General features: G+C 42.9%; 15 protein-coding genes. 8 read left to right on the forward strand and 7 right to left on the reverse strand.

Translation table 11 applies throughout. The features are described from left to right. Positions 1-9: 9 nt before the first annotated feature. The 3 genes from atpG to FTU45_RS12150 are packed head-to-tail and all read left to right on the forward strand — an operon-like array spanning position 10 to position 2,746. Complete coding sequence (gene atpG, locus FTU45_RS12140) at positions 10-879, forward strand: F0F1 ATP synthase subunit gamma (protein ID WP_004280996.1); 870 nt, start codon at positions 10-12, stop codon at positions 877-879. Between the two features lie 26 nt (positions 880-905). Beyond that, positions 906-2,300 (forward strand): F0F1 ATP synthase subunit beta, encoded by a 1,395-nt coding sequence (gene atpD, locus FTU45_RS12145; protein ID WP_004280997.1) that lies wholly within the window; start codon positions 906-908, stop codon positions 2,298-2,300. A gap of 26 nt (positions 2,301-2,326) precedes the next feature. Then, entirely contained in the window at positions 2,327-2,746 is a 420-nt protein-coding gene (locus tag FTU45_RS12150; protein WP_064096955.1) for a F0F1 ATP synthase subunit epsilon, read from the forward strand. Between the two features lie 50 nt (positions 2,747-2,796). On the opposite strand, the gene FTU45_RS12155 is transcribed toward FTU45_RS12150, so the two are convergent. Next, positions 2,797-3,435, reverse strand: coding sequence for a hypothetical protein (locus tag FTU45_RS12155; RefSeq protein WP_180076452.1), 639 nt, complete (start codon positions 3,433-3,435; stop codon positions 2,797-2,799). Between the two features lie 362 nt (positions 3,436-3,797). Here FTU45_RS12155 and FTU45_RS12160 point away from each other — a divergent pair, with 362 nt between their 5' ends. Next, positions 3,798-5,174 (forward strand): NAD-dependent succinate-semialdehyde dehydrogenase, encoded by a 1,377-nt coding sequence (locus tag FTU45_RS12160; protein ID WP_180076453.1) that lies wholly within the window; start codon positions 3,798-3,800, stop codon positions 5,172-5,174. 24 nt (positions 5,175-5,198) lie between these two features. Here the strand turns inward: FTU45_RS12160 and FTU45_RS12165 are convergent, their stop codons facing one another. From FTU45_RS12165 to FTU45_RS12175, 3 genes are all read right to left on the reverse strand, one after another. Beyond that, positions 5,199-6,215 carry a pirin family protein gene (locus FTU45_RS12165; RefSeq protein ID WP_074383692.1) on the reverse strand — a complete coding sequence of 339 codons (1,017 nt, stop codon included), beginning with the start codon at positions 6,213-6,215 and terminating at the stop codon, positions 5,199-5,201. A 129-nt stretch (positions 6,216-6,344) separates the two neighbouring features. Continuing rightward, positions 6,345-6,947, reverse strand: a complete 603-nt coding sequence (locus tag FTU45_RS12170; protein ID WP_005173841.1) for a hypothetical protein — start codon at positions 6,945-6,947, stop codon at positions 6,345-6,347. A 528-nt stretch (positions 6,948-7,475) separates the two neighbouring features. Continuing rightward, entirely contained in the window at positions 7,476-8,021 is a 546-nt protein-coding gene (locus FTU45_RS12175) for a glutathione peroxidase (RefSeq protein ID WP_180076454.1), read from the reverse strand. Positions 8,022-8,211: 190 nt separating this feature from the next. Here FTU45_RS12175 and FTU45_RS12180 point away from each other — a divergent pair, with 190 nt between their 5' ends. After that, positions 8,212-9,108, forward strand: coding sequence for a DMT family transporter (locus tag FTU45_RS12180; RefSeq protein WP_180076455.1), 897 nt, complete (start codon positions 8,212-8,214; stop codon positions 9,106-9,108). 441 nt (positions 9,109-9,549) lie between these two features. Here FTU45_RS12180 and FTU45_RS12185 read toward each other — a convergent pair whose 3' ends face one another. The 3 genes from FTU45_RS12185 to FTU45_RS12195 all read right to left on the reverse strand — a co-directional run bounded on the left by FTU45_RS12185 (position 9,550) and on the right by FTU45_RS12195 (position 12,547). Continuing rightward, a complete protein-coding gene (locus FTU45_RS12185; protein WP_074383691.1) occupies positions 9,550-10,119 on the reverse strand; it encodes an L-threonylcarbamoyladenylate synthase in 570 nt (189 codons plus the stop codon). A gap of 41 nt (positions 10,120-10,160) precedes the next feature. Beyond that, entirely contained in the window at positions 10,161-11,300 is a 1,140-nt protein-coding gene (dprA, locus tag FTU45_RS12190) for a DNA-processing protein DprA (protein ID WP_100329712.1), read from the reverse strand. A 92-nt stretch (positions 11,301-11,392) separates the two neighbouring features. Continuing rightward, complete coding sequence (locus FTU45_RS12195) at positions 11,393-12,547, reverse strand: LysM peptidoglycan-binding domain-containing protein (protein ID WP_180076456.1); 1,155 nt, start codon at positions 12,545-12,547, stop codon at positions 11,393-11,395. A 119-nt stretch (positions 12,548-12,666) separates the two neighbouring features. Between FTU45_RS12195 and def the strand changes: the two genes are divergently transcribed. From def to FTU45_RS12210, 3 genes are all read left to right on the forward strand, one after another. Continuing rightward, a complete protein-coding gene (gene def, locus FTU45_RS12200) occupies positions 12,667-13,197 on the forward strand; it encodes a peptide deformylase (RefSeq protein WP_005173860.1) in 531 nt (176 codons plus the stop codon). 92 nt (positions 13,198-13,289) lie between these two features. After that, complete coding sequence (locus FTU45_RS12205) at positions 13,290-13,703, forward strand: DUF2946 family protein (protein ID WP_005173863.1); 414 nt, start codon at positions 13,290-13,292, stop codon at positions 13,701-13,703. A gap of 70 nt (positions 13,704-13,773) precedes the next feature. Continuing rightward, positions 13,774-15,861 (forward strand): TonB-dependent copper receptor, encoded by a 2,088-nt coding sequence (locus tag FTU45_RS12210; protein ID WP_180076457.1) that lies wholly within the window; start codon positions 13,774-13,776, stop codon positions 15,859-15,861. Positions 15,862-16,533 lie beyond the last annotated feature (672 nt).

Below are 16,533 nucleotides of genomic sequence, written 5' to 3' on the forward strand. Positions count from 1 at the left end.
GTTAAGCGTATGGCAAATTTAAAAGAAATTCGCGCCAAAGTAGCTAGTATCAAGAGCACGCAAAAGATTACTCGAGCGATGCAAATGGTAGCAGCTTCTAAGATGCGTCGTGCGCAAGAGCGCATGGCTCAAGGCCGTCCGTATGCCGAAAATATGCACCGTGTAATTGCTCATTTGGTCCAAGCGAACCCTGAATACAAACACCGTTATATGGTTGAACGCCCGGTTAAGCGCGTTGGCTATATCATTGTGTCTTCAGATCGCGGCCTTGCTGGTGGTTTGAACATTAACCTGTTCAAGAAAGTGGTAAAACACGTTCAACAGCAACAAGAGCAGTCAATTGAAGTTCAATTTGCTTTAATTGGTCAAAAAGCGGTTTCGTTTTTTAAAAACTACGGCGGTAAAGTGCTTGGGGCGACGACGCAAGTCGGTGATACTCCGAGTCTTGAGCAGTTATCTGGTTCTGTACAGGTGATGTTGGATGCTTATGATAAAGGCGAGTTAGATCGTATTTATCTAGTGTCAAACGGCTTTGTCAATGCCATGACTCAAAATCAAAAGATCGAACAACTTGTTCCTTTGGCTGCTGCTGAAGAAGACAAGACTCTTAACCGTCAATACGGTTGGGATTATATCTACGAGCCTGAAGCTGAAGAGCTTTTAAATGGCTTGTTGGTTCGCTATATCGAGTCTGTGGTGTATCAAGGTGTGATTGAAAACATCGCATGTGAGCAGTCTGCACGTATGGTCGCTATGAAAGCAGCGACAGACAACGCAGGTGAGATCATTAAGAGCCTGCAACTTATTTATAACAAGCTGCGTCAAGCCGCGATTACTCAGGAAATTTCTGAGATCGTTGGTGGTGCCGCTGCCGTTTAACATTATTTTGAATTGAGGAGACAGCAATGAATAGCGGTCGTATCATTCAGATCATCGGCGCGGTTATCGACGTCGAGTTTGAACGCAACAGCGTTCCTAAGATCTATGACGCTCTCCAAGTAGATGGTACTGAAACTACTTTAGAAGTTCAGCAACAGCTTGGTGATGGCGTAGTTCGTACTATTGCAATGGGTTCTACTGAAGGCCTTAAGCGTGGTTTGAACGTAGTTAACACTGGTGCGCCGATTTCTGTACCTGTAGGTACAGCGACTCTAGGCCGTATCATGGACGTTCTTGGTCGCCCGATCGACGAAGCTGGTCCTGTTGCGACTGAAGCGCGTTTACCAATTCACCGCTCTGCACCTTCTTATGCAGAACAAGCAGCTTCTACTGACCTTTTAGAAACTGGTATTAAAGTCATCGACTTGCTATGCCCGTTCGCTAAAGGTGGTAAAGTTGGTCTGTTCGGTGGTGCCGGTGTTGGTAAAACTGTAAACATGATGGAATTGATCAACAACATCGCGAAAGCTCACTCAGGTTTATCTGTGTTTGCTGGTGTTGGTGAGCGTACTCGTGAAGGTAATGACTTCTATCACGAAATGAAAGATTCTAACGTTCTAGACAAAGTAGCAATGGTCTACGGTCAGATGAACGAGCCACCAGGTAACCGTTTACGCGTAGCGTTGACTGGTCTTACTATGGCTGAATATTTCCGTGACGAGAAAGACGAAAACGGTAAAGGCCGTGACGTACTATTGTTCGTAGATAACATCTATCGTTATACACTAGCGGGTACTGAAGTATCAGCACTTCTAGGTCGTATGCCATCTGCAGTAGGTTACCAGCCTACACTTGCAGAAGAGATGGGTGTTCTTCAAGAACGTATTACATCGACTAAGTCTGGTTCTATTACGTCGATCCAAGCGGTATACGTACCTGCCGATGACTTGACAGATCCATCGCCTGCTACAACGTTTGCTCACTTGGACGCAACTGTTGTATTGAGCCGTGACATCGCATCTTCTGGTATTTACCCGGCGATCGATCCACTAGACTCAACTTCACGCCAGTTAGATCCGTTAGTTGTTGGTCAAGAGCATTATGAAATTGCACGTTCTGTACAGAACGTATTGCAACGTTATAAAGAGCTTAAAGACATCATCGCGATTCTTGGTATGGACGAGCTTGCTGAAGAAGATAAACTGGTTGTTTACCGTGCGCGTAAAATCCAGCGTTTCTTCTCTCAACCGTTCCACGTAGCTGAAGTATTTACTGGGGCTCCTGGTAAATTAGTATCTCTTAAAGAAACGATTCGTGGCTTTAAAGGTCTTCTAGCTGGTGAATACGATCACATCCCAGAACAAGCGTTCTACATGGTTGGTGGTATTGACGAAGTGATTGCTAAAGCTGAGAAACTTTAATTAGTTCCCTAATTTAGGAGATTCTCATGGCGACTATGCAATGTGACGTTGTAAGTGTTCAAGAGTCTTTGTACTCAGGCACTGTAACTATGCTAATTGCTAAAGGTGCTGGCGGTGAGTTAGGTATTATGCCTGGTCACGCTCCGCTGGTAACTTTGCTCCAACCTGGCGCAATCCGCGTTATTTTGGAAAACGGTACAGAAGAGTTGATCTATGTATCTGGTGGTGTTCTAGAAGTTCAACCGCATGTTGTTACGGTTCTTGCAGATACTGCAGTCCGTGCAGAAAACTTAGATGAAGCTGCAATTATTGAAGCGCGTAAACACGCTGAACAATTGCTAGCAAATCAAAAGGGCGATTTGGACGCTGCTGCTGCTTTGGCTGCTCTTGCAGAAACTGCTGCTCAGCTGGAAACGATCCGCAAAATCAAAAACCGCGCTCAATAAGAGACGGTTTGAGATTGAAAAAACCACCCGAAAGGGTGGTTTTTTTTGGTTCATAGGTTCTTATCATGTTTGTTTTTATATATGTGTTCATAAAAAAAGATTAAGTCTTTTTCTCTACCATAATTATTGCCAGAACCAAATGTAGCTACTACGTACAAAAAACCAAACTTTTCTAATTCAGATGCTGAAAAGTTACATTCATTATTCTTAAGGTGGTAATCCTTCTTGGATTTGTTCATTTCAAATGATAAGTAGGCTTTTTCTAACCCTTCTAGTAAAAACGATGTAAATTGATGAATAATATGAGCATATCTTAAAAAAGTTTCACGATTTATTTCTTTCGCATCATATAAAAGAGCTAAACGAGCGAGCATTTTAGATTGATGTATTAAATAGGCTTTATCTAAAGCATTGAGTAATTCACCACCTATTTCTAAGTTATTTTGATCCTTGAAGATTTTCAGTAATGTTCCTGATGCTAACTTTTCACCTTCTTTTATAAATTCCAGGATATTTTTCAGTTTTTGCTTTTCGTTATAGCTCCTAAAAACTTGATAAATAGCTAAACCTGATGATGCTATTGGAAAAGCTTTTAAAATTTCTTGAAAAATAGTATCAGTCGTTTCTAAAACTGTATTATCAAAATAGTTTTCTGCTGTTTGAATGATATTAGATTTTATTTGACTCATGATGAATTTTCTTTTTTCAAGTATATAGATAATGTACTACACACCTGAAAATTTGAAATTTATATTTTTTAGCATCACCTTAAAACAGCTGATTTAGATTATTTATTTTAGCTTGGAATTTTTGCAAGTATTGATCTTGAGAGTGTTAGTTTTACATTTCCGATTCTTAAATAAATTTCATTTTGTACCGCTCGATATAACTTTTACCCTTTCTCAGTAATATTTTGAACCAATCTGTAAGCAAACATACACCATAAAAAAATCAATGATAAGTTAAATAATTCGAACAGATACTCGTTTGTTATAACTTGATGCGATTGGGTTTTGAACAAGCGAAACTTATAATTGAAAAAGGGAAAATCATGGCTTATCAATCTATTAATCCATTTACCAATCAAAAATTGAAAGACTACCCATCCCATAGCGATCAAGATATTCAAAATGCACTCGATAGCGCAGAAAAAACCCTAAAGTCAGACTGGTCACAACAGGTCGATACTCGTATTGAAGTACTGCGCAAATTGGCCAGCAATATGCGAGAGCAAAAATCTGAACTGGCCAAGCTCATGACGCTGGATATGGGGAAACTGATCAAGCAGAGTGAAGGTGAAATCGAAACCTGCGCCAAAATTGCAGAATACTATGCCGATCATGCCAAAGAATTTTTAGCGCCAGTGTCTTATCAAACCGATCTGGGTGAAGCCTGGGTCGAACATCATCCACTGGGTATTATCATGGCAGTTGAACCGTGGAACTTCCCGTTTTATCAACTGATGCGGGTCTTCGCTCCAAACTGTGCGATTGGTAATCCAGTCCTGGCAAAACATGCCGGAATTGTGCCGCAATGTGCCGAAGCATTTGAGAAGCTGGTTTTAGAGGCAGGTGCACCCAAAGGTGTCTGGACCAATCTGTTTATCAGCTCCGATCAGGTTAAAGATGTGATTGCAGACAAGCGTGTACGCGGGGTGGCACTAACCGGTTCTGAAGGCGCAGGCAGTGCAGTGGCTGAGCAGGCCGGGAAACATCTTAAAAAATCCACACTGGAATTGGGCGGGAATGATGTATTTATCGTACTCGATGATGCCGATCTGGAACGTGCTATTAAGTTGGGCTGTCAGGCACGGGTGAATAATGCCGGCCAAGTCTGTACGGCAGCAAAACGCTTTATCCTGCATGAAAAAATCGCTGAACAATTCAAGGCTGGGATGCTCAAAGCCTTTGAACAGTTAAAGCTGGGCGATCCGCTCGATCCGGAAACTACCTTAGGGCCGCTGTCTTCCGCTGACGCTTTGGAAAAGCTGACCGAACAGGTCGATAAGGCGGTAGAACATGGTGCGAAAGTGGTCACTGGTGGTAAGCCGTATGAGCATGCAGGCAATTTTTATCAGCCGACGATTTTGGAAAATATCACGCGTGAAAACGATGCCTGGTATGAAGAATTCTTTGGTCCGGTGGCGCAAATCTATGTAGCGAAGGGTGATGATGAGATTGTCGAAATTGCCAATGATTCCAATTATGGCTTAGGTGGCGTGATCCATGCTCAGGATATTGAGCGGGCGAAAAAGCTAGCGTCACGGGTAGAAACTGGCATGATCTGGATTAACTGGTTTACCGACACCACGCCCGAATTACCATTTGGCGGAATCAAAAACTCCGGTTATGGGCATGAACTGTCGATTGATGGTTTTAGAGAATTTGTGCAGAAGAAACTGGTCGTCGTCAAAAGCCCGAAAAAATAATATGAACTGATGTCAGAGAAGCCACTATTGAGTGGCTTCTTTGTCTAGTTTGTCTGGATATTCTTCATGTTTGCCGCCTTCATAACTGGCAAAACGTGGATGTTCTGGTGGAAATGACGGTTCAGCACTTGGCCAAGGCCAGCCACCAAACTGGGTTTCACGATAACGACGGAAAGCAATCTCCAGCTCTTGAGCACTATTCAGAACAAAAGGTCCATGCATGGCAACCGGTGCACCAATCGGTTCACCTTCTAGCCATAAAATATGTGATTCCAGTAAACCACCTTTGAGATGAATATCCTGATCTGGTTTGAGTTCTATCAGATGCTTGACCTGTATTTTCTGTCCTTCCAGCTCCAGACTTTTGCCTTGGTAGAAATAACAAAAACGCGTCGCGCTCGCAGTACTTGCCGGAATAATCAGCTCTGCCTCAGGCGCAAGTGTGATCAGGTAAATATTGACCCTGTTTTCAGCAGGTGCTGCCCAAGAATGGGGTGGACGATCCAGTGCTTCGGTATCTTTAAACTGCCCTGAAATGACCCGAATATCCGCTTTAGGTCCGGCTGCATTGGCTGAAAATACATGCGGAATCTGTTCACGCCACAACATTTTATAATCGGCCGGCTGCTTTTTCTGTTCCGGTGAGGAATTCAGCCAGATTTGAAACAGCTCCAGAGGATTATCCTGATCTTGATGAACTAAGGGAAACATTTCGCAGTGCTGTACCCCATTGCCGGTGGTCAGCCATTGCACATCACCTGCGGCATAACGTCCCGAGTTTCCGAGCGAGTCAAAATGGTCGACATAACCGCGCTCGACAATGGTAATGGTTTCAAAACCGGTATGCGGATGCTCCGGAAAGCCGGGAATTTGCTCGCCATAATACATGTCATATTCATGCTGATACGGCGGTGTAACTGGCCCTAATTGGGCATTGCCTTGTGGATAATGATCCTGATGGTGAACAGTAAAAATAAAGGGATCTTTCAGGTCAAGTCGGGATTCGACCGGAACAACAGAATACAGCACTGAATTCGACATGATTGAACTCCTGATTATTTTATTAGATATAAGCTTTTAATTTAAATTAGTTTTTATAATAAATCACAGTGTAAAGCAGATAAGGCGATTGAGGAAGATGCTTTCCGATCTATCGCCTTAGATGAAGGTTTAGGTATTTTCCTGTTCAGTCGTACTGTCTGATTTTTGCTCTGGATTCTGGATCAGCAGCCCCGCCAGTTTGATCATTTCAGCTTGCACATTGACCATCTGCGATTCAATTTTTTTCAGGTCGATCTGGCTTAAATCCATGTCACCATTCAACAGCGGTGAGGCCAAGACTTGCTGATTGGCACTCATGATATTGCTGCGGATCTGGTCAATTTCCTGACTTTTTAAGTTCAGGTTGCCGAGTACCTGATTAAAGCTGTTGAGTTGCTGTTGTAACTGGGTTGCGGTGGACTGCAGTTGCTGAGTATCCTTGGCTTCTACTGCACTTTGTAGCTCAGTCTGAGTCTGCTTCAACTGTTCCACATAACTGCCTGCTTTCAGCTGTAAGTCAGCCACATCACGAACCATATAAAACATATTGCCCGATCTAAGCTCAGTTGGTGCGGTAGCGCCAGTTTGCGGCTGGCTGGCAGTGTCAAGATCGGAACTACGAGTTTCCGCTTGCTCAGTGGGTGCTTCAACTGCCTGTTCACATCCCATCAGTAAAATCCCTGAGCTAAATAATGCAAAAGGAAGAACGGCATTGGCAAGAATCTTGGACATGGAATCAGGGTCTCGGTGCAGGTGGAAATATTTCATGATTTAATATAGGGACAAACTATGGAGATAAAAAAGATTGTTGCAAAGTTATAACAAATTTACTGAAGCGCAGACCGTCTTCGATTAAAAATGCTTAAAAAATAAAGATAAAACTCACGTTTTCAACTCAATAAATTGTTTGGGCTGTAATGATGTTAAGAAACGGAGAGTTCTGGATATGCATGCTTACATTCTCCCTATTCACTTGATCCAGTACGGGTTTCTCATACGCGTAGAATGCATTTGATATAGAAAATACGCTTGCTTTTACTCAATGGTTTATTGCTTCAAGTGTATTGTTAATCTAACCGAGGATCGTTGCAGATTAGGCCTGTTAGATTGATGAACAGGCGACGAACTATAGCCAAAAATAAAAGTTGAGGGCGACTTATAGATAGGATTTATATGAATCATTATGTATTTAACTCGCTGTGTTTAAATTACAAAGTAAGTATCTATTGGGTAAATACATACTTACTTTGTAATTAGCAATTATTTGGCCAGTTCGGCATTTACCGCATCCACAATTCGCGGATCATCTGCAGTAATGTCAGGCGCAAAACGTGCAACCACTTCGCCATTCTTATTGATCAGAAATTTCTCAAAGTTCCATAACACTTCAGGCGGTTGGTTTGGAGTCAGGCCATAATCGACCAGATCTTTCCACCACGGGCCTTCACCGATCCGCTCTGGTACAGCTTGAGTCAGCGTGGTATAGAGCGGATGCTTGTCTTCGCCCGCCACAGAAATTTTAGCAAAGAGCGGGAAGTCAACCTGATAATTGATAGAGCAGAATTCCTGAATCTCTGCTTCGCTACCTGGTTCCTGCTCCAGAAAGTTATTGGCAGGGAAGCCCAGAATTTCCAGACCTTGCGTTTTTTTGTCTTTATACAGCTTTTGCAAACCTTTATATTGCGGAGTCAGACCACATTTCGATGCCACGTTCACCACAAGCAATACCTTGCCCTGATACTGGTTTAAGGTGGTTTCTGGGCCTTGAATGGTTTTGACTGGAATGTCATATACAGAGCGAGTCATTAGATTTCCTGTTTATTCAGACTGAATCGTCTTTGTTTTAACGGGTATTTAGATTCAATACAAGTAACAGCAGCTGAAGCAGGAGGCTTAAATCGGTAAATTGCCTGAATATCATGTGAAAAATCTATTATGCTAGGGTGCGCAAATAGCAATCGCTAAATAACAAGACAAGCGACACATGGATGAGGGTATGACACAGCAGCACAAAGCAGTCTGGTGGGCGATGGTATTGCCATTGGCCGCAGTTTTTATTTGGTCCTTAAACATGACGGTGACACGTTATGTGGCGGATTATATTTCTCCCATCAGTATCAGTTTTTACCGCTGGGTACTGGCACTGCTGATTTTAAGCCCATTTCTGTTGCCCAAGGTCAAAGCGGCCTGGCCGGAAATTCGACCACATCTTGGACACTTTGCAGTTTTGAGTGCCTTGGGGATGGTGCTGTATCAAGGATTGGCCTATAGCTCTGCACACTTTACCACTGCGACCAATATGGGGCTGATCAATGCCTTTATTCCTATTTTTACCATTATTGTGGGTATTTTTGTCTTAAAAATTCGCCCGACACAGGCTGCGGTACTGGGGAGTCTGCTGTCTTTTATTGGGCTGATGTATGTCATGGCCCAAGGGCAGGGGTTGCATTTCTTGACGGTGGGCGACAGTTATATCGGTGATTTGCTGATGCTGATCGCAGTATTTTTCTATGCCTGCTATGGTGTCTTGCTGAAAAAATGGCAGATTCAGATTCCACTGTTGCTGAGTCTGTATATCCAGATTTTTATGGCCTGTCTCTATCATATTCCGTTGGTACTTTACTTCGGTCTGGACAGTATCAATAGCCATAATGCAGCCAGTATTATCTATGCCGGAATTTTTCCTTCTATTTTAGCTCCGTTCTTTTGGATGATGGCGGTACAGCAACTCGGTCCAAATCGTAGCAGTATTTTTATGAATCTGATGCCGGTTTTTACCGCGATAGTCGCCTATCTCTGGTTAGGTGAAGCCTGGACCATGTATCACAGTATTGGAGGTGGTATCATTTTACTGGGAATTATATGGGCACAATATCCGGGAAGAGCAAAGTGATAAGCTAAGGAACAGTTTATCAAGATATTAATTGTTTGAATATTAAGCAAGCAATCAAGGTTTTTTAATTGAAATAGCCTGTTAAATCCCAATTTTTAAATGTGAAAATAAATATAAAAATCTTAATTTATTTTAAAACTGGAATAGAAAGAGCAAGATAGTTTGAATTTTGGTTAAAAGTTGCCTAGTATTAATAGAAAATATGTATTAATTGAGTTTTTTATTGTACTTGTCGTTGCACTAATTTTCTCTCATAATGCGTCCATCGAGAATGATTAAACATATTTTTCCTTGTTTTATCAAACTCCCAGAGATTTCTGAACCCTCTGGATGTGATTTATGCACATCCTTTTTTATGCTCAACCATCCCTATATGGTTGAGCTTTTTTTTGTCTTAAAACTTTAGTCGAGCTTGAATATCTGAGTCGACTGAGAACCAACTTAGTCGCGAATAATCGCCCCACTGACGGCGTCAATAATCCGGCTCGGTTGCTGGCTTAACCCTAAGTCACCATTCAGATAATTCAGATTCTGATCAAAGTAGCGAATCGCATCTTGCAGTGAACGCGCCGGTTCTAATCCTGCAGGATTGGCGCTGGTAGACACAATAAAACCGCCAAAGGCCTGACATAGTGCCATACAGAGTGGATGGTTGGTAACGCGAACCGCCACTTTGGGATGATCGCCCTTAATCCAGGCCGGAATCTCCTGATGCGCGGGAAGCAGCCAGGTGATGGCGCGTTCAGCTGGTCTGTCATTGCTCCAGGATTCAATCACTTGTTCACGCATTTCTGTAGTTAAATCTTGCAGCAGATGTTCTACCTGTGAAATATGCGCTGCCAATAGAATCACCCCTTTTTCAATCGGGCGCTGTTTCAATTTTAAAATCTGATGAAATGCCTGTTCATTATAAGGGTCGCAACCCAAGCCCCAAACAGCCTCTGTAGGATATGCCAAGACTTGTCCGTCTTTAAGACATGCTGCTGCTTCAGCAACAGAGGTAGTAATCATGTGAATACCTTATACAAAACAACAAAGCCCTATTGTGAACTTTATTTCAGTGGACGACAACGCTGATACATGCCCGCTTGTTGAGTACTCAAGCCGAGCAGCTCAAGTTCCATCAGTTGACTGGTCAAGGAAGATACTTCCTGTTGTAAATGAAAACTGAGCTGATCCAGACTCTGTCCGACCCAATCGAGTTGATTATAAAGATGAATTAAATGGGGCGGGATAGTGCGCTCTTGCTCAGGATAAGTATCTTTTTTGAAGTGATTTGCATTCGCTTGCCACTGTGTTGCTAGGGCTAAATCCTCAATCACTTGCTGTGGATGGTCAATTAAAATTGCACCTTCACGAATCAGTTGATGACAACCTTGATGATGTTCACTATAAATATGCCCCGGAATTGCAAATATGTTCTTGCCTTGTTCCGCTGCCCATTGTGCCGTAAGCAATGAACCACTTTTTAACGCGGCTTCTGCCACAATCACCCCAAGACTTAAGCCGCTGACAATTCGGTTGCGCCGTGGAAAATGCTGCTGCAAGGGTGGGGTAAAAGGTAAAAACTCAGTAATAACTGTACCACCGTGGTTAATCATTTGCTGACGTAGTGCTTGATGTACAGCAGGATAGGTCTGTTCGATCCCTGTACCCATCACTGCAATCGTTCGTCGATGTTGTAGCGCAGCCCGATGTGCTGCTTCATCAATCCCTTGTGCCAAGCCACTATTAATATAAAAACCTTGCTCACTCAGATAAAAGGCAAAGTCATAGGCGACTTGCTGTCCGTGCGGACTTGGCTTGCGACTGCCAACAATTGCAATTTGTGGCTGGAGTAACTGATCTGCATGTCCCTGCCCGAACAGAATTGGCGGCTTATGCTCATAATGACTCAGTTGTTGTGGATATTCAGCATCTGTATGCAAAAGCACAAAATCACTGTGCAACTGAATCTGTTCTAGACTGTGCTGAAAATGGGTTTGAGATTCGCTGCTTTGAAAGTCTTTCAGGCGTTGAATATGATTTTTATGAAGGCCGAGCTTTTGCCAGGTCTCGATTTGAGAACAATGGACTGCATCCGCAAGATCTGCATAATGCCGACTGATTTTATAAAAGCTGGTGAGGGAATGTTGCACCAAATACCACAGCGTGATGGCATTGATTTGTGATGTCGACAATCTGTTCAACATAGTGAGACCTATTTTTGCGTCTTCTTATTATTGGTATGAATGAAAATAAGTGAGATGATGCTGATCTATCAACATCATCTCACTTTGCAACCTTAGTCTTCTAACAAAGGAGGCTGAATGCCGGCACCCACTTTAATTGGAAGCTCGCTATCCAGCACATAGGCATAGCTCAATTGATCGAAGGCTTTAAAGACCATCACCTGACCAATACGCTCACCTGGCAATTGCACCCGTTCTTTAGTCTTCGGATCAGCCACCACTTCACCTTTCTGGTTTACGCTAAAGACATGACCTGTCTGAACGCCATGTGCCGTACCACGGTCAAGGGTGACGACACTATGACGTGCTGCAGTACCAATCGACCCCAATACACGCACAATCTGACCACCAGGCACAATACTTTCTGCATTGGTTGGGTAGAACAGCGTCGGTAACATCGGGTCATATTCAGCGAGTACGCGGTCACCGCGACGCACCTCCGCGTTATAACTGTCAGTCAGCTCCAGTGTGGTTACCTCACCTTCACTACGTACCGCAATACCAGATGCCACCTGTTGCAGCTCGAGTGCAGCAGTATATTTCTTGCCATTCGCATCGGTAAATACATAAGGCTCAGCTTCACGATAAACGGCATAGCGTTGACCAACGACCAGACCGTTACCACGTACATAGACTTTCTGGCCTTTGCCCGCCAGTACGCGCTGATCTGCAGTTCCAAGAATGTATGGGGTGCCTTGAACTGAATCAGGCGCCATCAGGGTATAGCGCTCTAGCCACTGTTTGATATGTTCTAGTGGAATCACTGGAATGGTATTGTTTAAAGATTCAACCCGAATCTGAGGTTGCAGAGAGGTGCTGCCCAGATAGCGGCTGATAATACCGTCACAACCATCACCTTCATCTTTGCCAATAATCGGACGGCCCTGGTAATCACACATCAACAGGCGATCGCCCGGGAAAATCCAATGTGGATTTTTCACATGCTTGTTGCTGGCCCAGATTTCAGGCCAACGCACCGGGTTTTTCAAAAAGCGTTTTGAGATGTCCCAGAGGGTATCGCCTTTTTTGACCACATAAATATTGGGTGCACTGGCTTTTAATGCCGGCGGATTGACATTACGTGCAGGTGCGGCCTCGGCAGAATGAATAGTCCCCATACCGACACCGACACAAACGGCGAGTGCCAGCATCTGATTTTTAAACCCCAAGGCACTAAAAAATGGCATGCCCTTCAAAACCTTTTTCATTATCATAATTCCTAAAATTATGTGCGTAGTTGCGTTATAATAACGATCTTACACACATTTTTTGATGAAGCATTCCCTTCATTTGGTTTTTTGATCAATGGCATAATTGAGGACGCAGTATGGCCTTATTACCTATTTTAAGTTTCCCGGATCCCCGTCTTCGTACCATTGCACAACCTGTCGAAGATGTGACTGATGAAATTCGTCAGCTCGCTGCAGATATGTTTGAAACCATGTATGAAGCACCAGGTATCGGACTTGCCGCGACTCAGGTGGATCGTCATATTCAGCTGATTGTTATGGATCTGTCTGAAAATAAAGATCAACCGATGGTGTTTATTAACCCCAAAATTACACCATTGACTGAAGAAACGCAGCCCTACGAAGAAGGCTGTCTATCAGTTCCTCAAATATACGATAAAGTTGACCGTCCGTCACGTGTAAAAATCGAGGCAATTAATCTGGAAGGTCAAGCATTTGAACTCGAAGCTGACGGACTTCTCGCTGTGTGTATTCAACATGAAATGGATCACTTAAGTGGCAAATTATTTGTTGATTATTTATCGCCATTAAAACGTCAACGTGCACGTGAAAAAGTAGAAAAACTGGTACGCCAGCGTAATAAAGACAAGGTGGCAGTTAAACGCTAGGATATTTTTTTAATTTATTTTAATGATCCAACAAAGCCCAATTCTGATTGGGCTTTGTTATAATCGACATGAGCATATTTTAGGAGTGGCCTGTGTTTTTACGCGCGGGGCTGCTATTTGCATTTGCAGCTGTGTTTCTACAGATTGCTGTATTTTTACAGCCTTTGTTACCGACGCAATATCAGGTTGCTCCGGTCTGCGAAACCATCACGCGTGCGCTTCTTATCGCGACAGACGTTCATACACAGCATAGTGCCAGTGAACATCACCATTTCAAAGTCCAATCTGGTCATATTCAGCATGATCATCATGATGCCAATCATCAGTGTCAATACTGTACGGTTTATGCCAATTTAGTCTTACCGCCGGATCTGGATATCAAACAGGTACTTGACCGGATTCAGGTACGTTTAATTGCTTATCAAAAAACCTTTAAGCATGTCTGGTTTGTCCTTCAGCAGCTCTTTTTAATTCCTCAGGGACGAGCGCCGCCACTGCCTGCATAAACCTGCATTTTTCGCTTGGGTTGTTATTGACTCAAGCCATGCTTTTTTATGTATTCAGTGAGATAAAAAAATGGCTCAGCCTAAATTTTTTTTACAGCCACTTGCGGCTGCGATTTGTGTTATCTGTTATTCACCAGCCACAATGGCAAATGAAACGATGCCCGTGCAAACTTTGGCACCGATTGTGGTGACTTCTACAGCAGGTAATGATGCCAATGGACTGATTGTCCGTGCTGATCCGAAACAGCCGATTCAACCGATTCCGGCATCAGATGGTGCAGACTATTTACAAAGTATTGTCGGTTTTAGTGCAGTGAATAGCGGTGCCGGCACCAATGGTGATGTGACTTTCCGGGGTATGTTTGGTTCAAGAATTAAAATCCTGACCGATGGCACTGAAAACCTGGGGGCCTGTCCAAGTCGGATGGACTCACCCACCTCATATATTTCCCCAGAAAGTTACGACCAGATTACGGTGATCAAAGGCCCGCAAACGGTTCAATATGCCAATACTGGATCTGCCGCAACCGTGATTTTTGAGCGCAGTCCGGAACAGTTTAAAGATGATAAAAACTATCGTGGTCAAACAAGTGTCTTGATGGGTTCATTTGACCGACTGGATCAGAATATTGAAGTGGCAGCAGGCGATGAGCAGAAATATGTCCGACTCAATACCAATCGTTCGGTATCGAATAGCTATCAAGATGGTGATGGAACCACTGTGCCTTCAGATTGGGAGCGCTGGAATGCAGATCTGGCTTTGGGATGGACTCCAGATGCAGATACCTGGGTAGAACTAGCGGGTGGTAAGGCGGATGGTGAAGCTGTTTATGCTGGTCGTGATATGGATGGATCACAGTTTGCCCGTGAAAGTCTGGGTTTACGTGTTGAAAAGAAAAATCTGACTGATGTAACTCAGAAAGTTGAGGCACAGATCAACTATAACTATAACGACCACATCATGGATAATTTTAGCCTGCGTCCAGTGCCGATGAAGCATGATGAGCATACTCATAACATGCAGCCAGCACCCTCTGAAATGCAGGTTACGCGCCGTACTTTAAATACCCGTATGGTGCTAACGAGTGAATGGGATCAAAACCAATTGATTGCCGGGATGGATTCTCAGCGCAATACGCATGCTGGAGGAATGACATCCACAAGCATGAATATGCCGCTCACTCCAGATATGAAATTCCAGTCATATGGAGCGTTTGCTGAGTTAAGTCATGAACTAAGTGATAACAACAAATTGGTTACTGGTGTGCGGGTCGATCAAGTGGACATTGATGCCTTAAAAACTGGACAGAACCGTCAGGAAACCTTGCCAAGCGGCTTCATTCGTTTTGAAAATACCCATCCAGAACATGATGAAGGTAAAACCTATATCGGACTGGGGTATGTGGAGCGTGTGCCTGATTATTGGGAATTATTTAAGACCGATTATCATGGAATAACTGCAAATACATTTAAGCAACTGGAAACAGAAAAGACCTTACAACTCGATCTGGGTTATCAACATCATCATGGCGCGTTTAATTCTTGGGTATCAGCTTATGCCGGTGTGATTCAGGATTTTATTCTGATGACTTATCCTAAGTCTGCAAACTCTGGGCATGGTCATCCTATGGGTAATGATACCGGAGAAATGCAGCCAGCAAAAATGAATAGTGCGGATTCAAGAAATATCGATGCAACCATTGCAGGCGCAGAAGCTGGAATTGGTTATCAGTTTACTGATGCAATTCACGCAGATATCAGTGCCATGTATGCTTGGGGCGAAAACACCACAGACAATACGCCGTTGCCACAAATTTCACCTTTAGAAGCCCGTGTTAACTTGCGCTATGTTCAAGACAAATATAATTTTGGATTATTGTGGCGTGTAGTAGATGGTCAAAGTCGTATTAGTGAACGAGAAGGTAATATCGTTGGTTATGACAATAAGCAGAGCGCAGGCTTTGGAACTTTGTCTTTAAATGGTAGCTACCATGTCATGGATAGCGTGGATATATCAGTCGGAGTCGATAATGTCCTAAACCGGACTTATACCGAGCACTTAAATAAAATGGGGGCTTCCGGGACAGGTTTACCAACAACCGAGCAGTTTAATAATATGGGACGTAATTACTGGGCACGTGTCAGTATGAAATTCTAATTGTTCCTCAGTACTCCAAAAGCCATTGCTCAATAGCGATGGCTTTTTAATTTTTAGCGTTGCAATCAATATTTCCATATTTAAATAGGGCCTATGTATCTTGGATGAAGACCGGATAAAACAAGTTTTGTGTATATAAACGCCAGGTTGATGAAGAATCAAACAAGAATAGAATGTGAATTGAACGATATAAGTCATGTGATAAAGATTTTTATAATTTAAATTGAAATAAAACAATATCTTATTGTGTTTGTGGAGGGGGTTTATTGAATGTGCTCAATAAAATTCAAAAACAATGAAAATAAATTAACTATATATAACAATTACTTATATTTTTATTGGTTTGAAAAATAAACACACGATAAAAAATCTTTGCAAGAAGTGTTGCAAGCCTCCTGAAATCCTGTAGAATGCACATCCATCGGCGGTGATGAAGATTAAAACTTCTGATAAAACAGTAGCTTAGTTAAGATTGACTAAGTTGGGTTTTAGAAAGAAAGTTTAAAAATAGTTTTCATTACTGGTTGACTTTCTAGAGATAGAGAGTAATATAGCCGACCTAGCTTGCTGGTGACGAATCAGCAAGAAGATCATTAAGAGATTATGAAGAACAACTTGTGTGGATTTTTACTGGTTGATTGATCGAAATTATTTTCATTGATTGATGGTAGA

It is taken from the genome of Acinetobacter sp. YH12106 (genome assembly GCF_013418995.1).
GTDB classification, from domain to species: Bacteria; Pseudomonadota; Gammaproteobacteria; order Pseudomonadales; family Moraxellaceae; genus Acinetobacter; species Acinetobacter pseudolwoffii.

Excerpts from the sequence above, each read along its gene's own strand:
- atpG (WP_004280996.1), top strand. The coding sequence starts at position 10 with ATGGCAAATTTAAAAGAAATTCGCGCCAAAGTAGCTAGTATCAAGAGC.
- atpD (WP_004280997.1), top strand. The coding sequence starts at position 906 with ATGAATAGCGGTCGTATCATTCAGATCATCGGCGCGGTTATCGACGTC.
- FTU45_RS12150 (WP_064096955.1), top strand. The coding sequence starts at position 2,327 with ATGGCGACTATGCAATGTGACGTTGTAAGTGTTCAAGAGTCTTTGTAC.
- FTU45_RS12155 (WP_180076452.1), bottom strand. The coding sequence starts at position 3,435 with ATGAGTCAAATAAAATCTAATATCATTCAAACAGCAGAAAACTATTTT.
- FTU45_RS12160 (WP_180076453.1), top strand. The coding sequence starts at position 3,798 with ATGGCTTATCAATCTATTAATCCATTTACCAATCAAAAATTGAAAGAC.
- FTU45_RS12165 (WP_074383692.1), bottom strand. The coding sequence starts at position 6,215 with ATGTCGAATTCAGTGCTGTATTCTGTTGTTCCGGTCGAATCCCGACTT.
- FTU45_RS12170 (WP_005173841.1), bottom strand. The coding sequence starts at position 6,947 with ATGTCCAAGATTCTTGCCAATGCCGTTCTTCCTTTTGCATTATTTAGC.
- FTU45_RS12175 (WP_180076454.1), bottom strand. The coding sequence starts at position 8,021 with ATGACTCGCTCTGTATATGACATTCCAGTCAAAACCATTCAAGGCCCA.
- FTU45_RS12180 (WP_180076455.1), top strand. The coding sequence starts at position 8,212 with ATGACACAGCAGCACAAAGCAGTCTGGTGGGCGATGGTATTGCCATTG.
- FTU45_RS12185 (WP_074383691.1), bottom strand. The coding sequence starts at position 10,119 with ATGATTACTACCTCTGTTGCTGAAGCAGCAGCATGTCTTAAAGACGGA.
- dprA (WP_100329712.1), bottom strand. The coding sequence starts at position 11,300 with ATGTTGAACAGATTGTCGACATCACAAATCAATGCCATCACGCTGTGG.
- FTU45_RS12195 (WP_180076456.1), bottom strand. The coding sequence starts at position 12,547 with ATGAAAAAGGTTTTGAAGGGCATGCCATTTTTTAGTGCCTTGGGGTTT.
- def (WP_005173860.1), top strand. The coding sequence starts at position 12,667 with ATGGCCTTATTACCTATTTTAAGTTTCCCGGATCCCCGTCTTCGTACC.
- FTU45_RS12210 (WP_180076457.1), top strand. The coding sequence starts at position 13,774 with ATGGCTCAGCCTAAATTTTTTTTACAGCCACTTGCGGCTGCGATTTGT.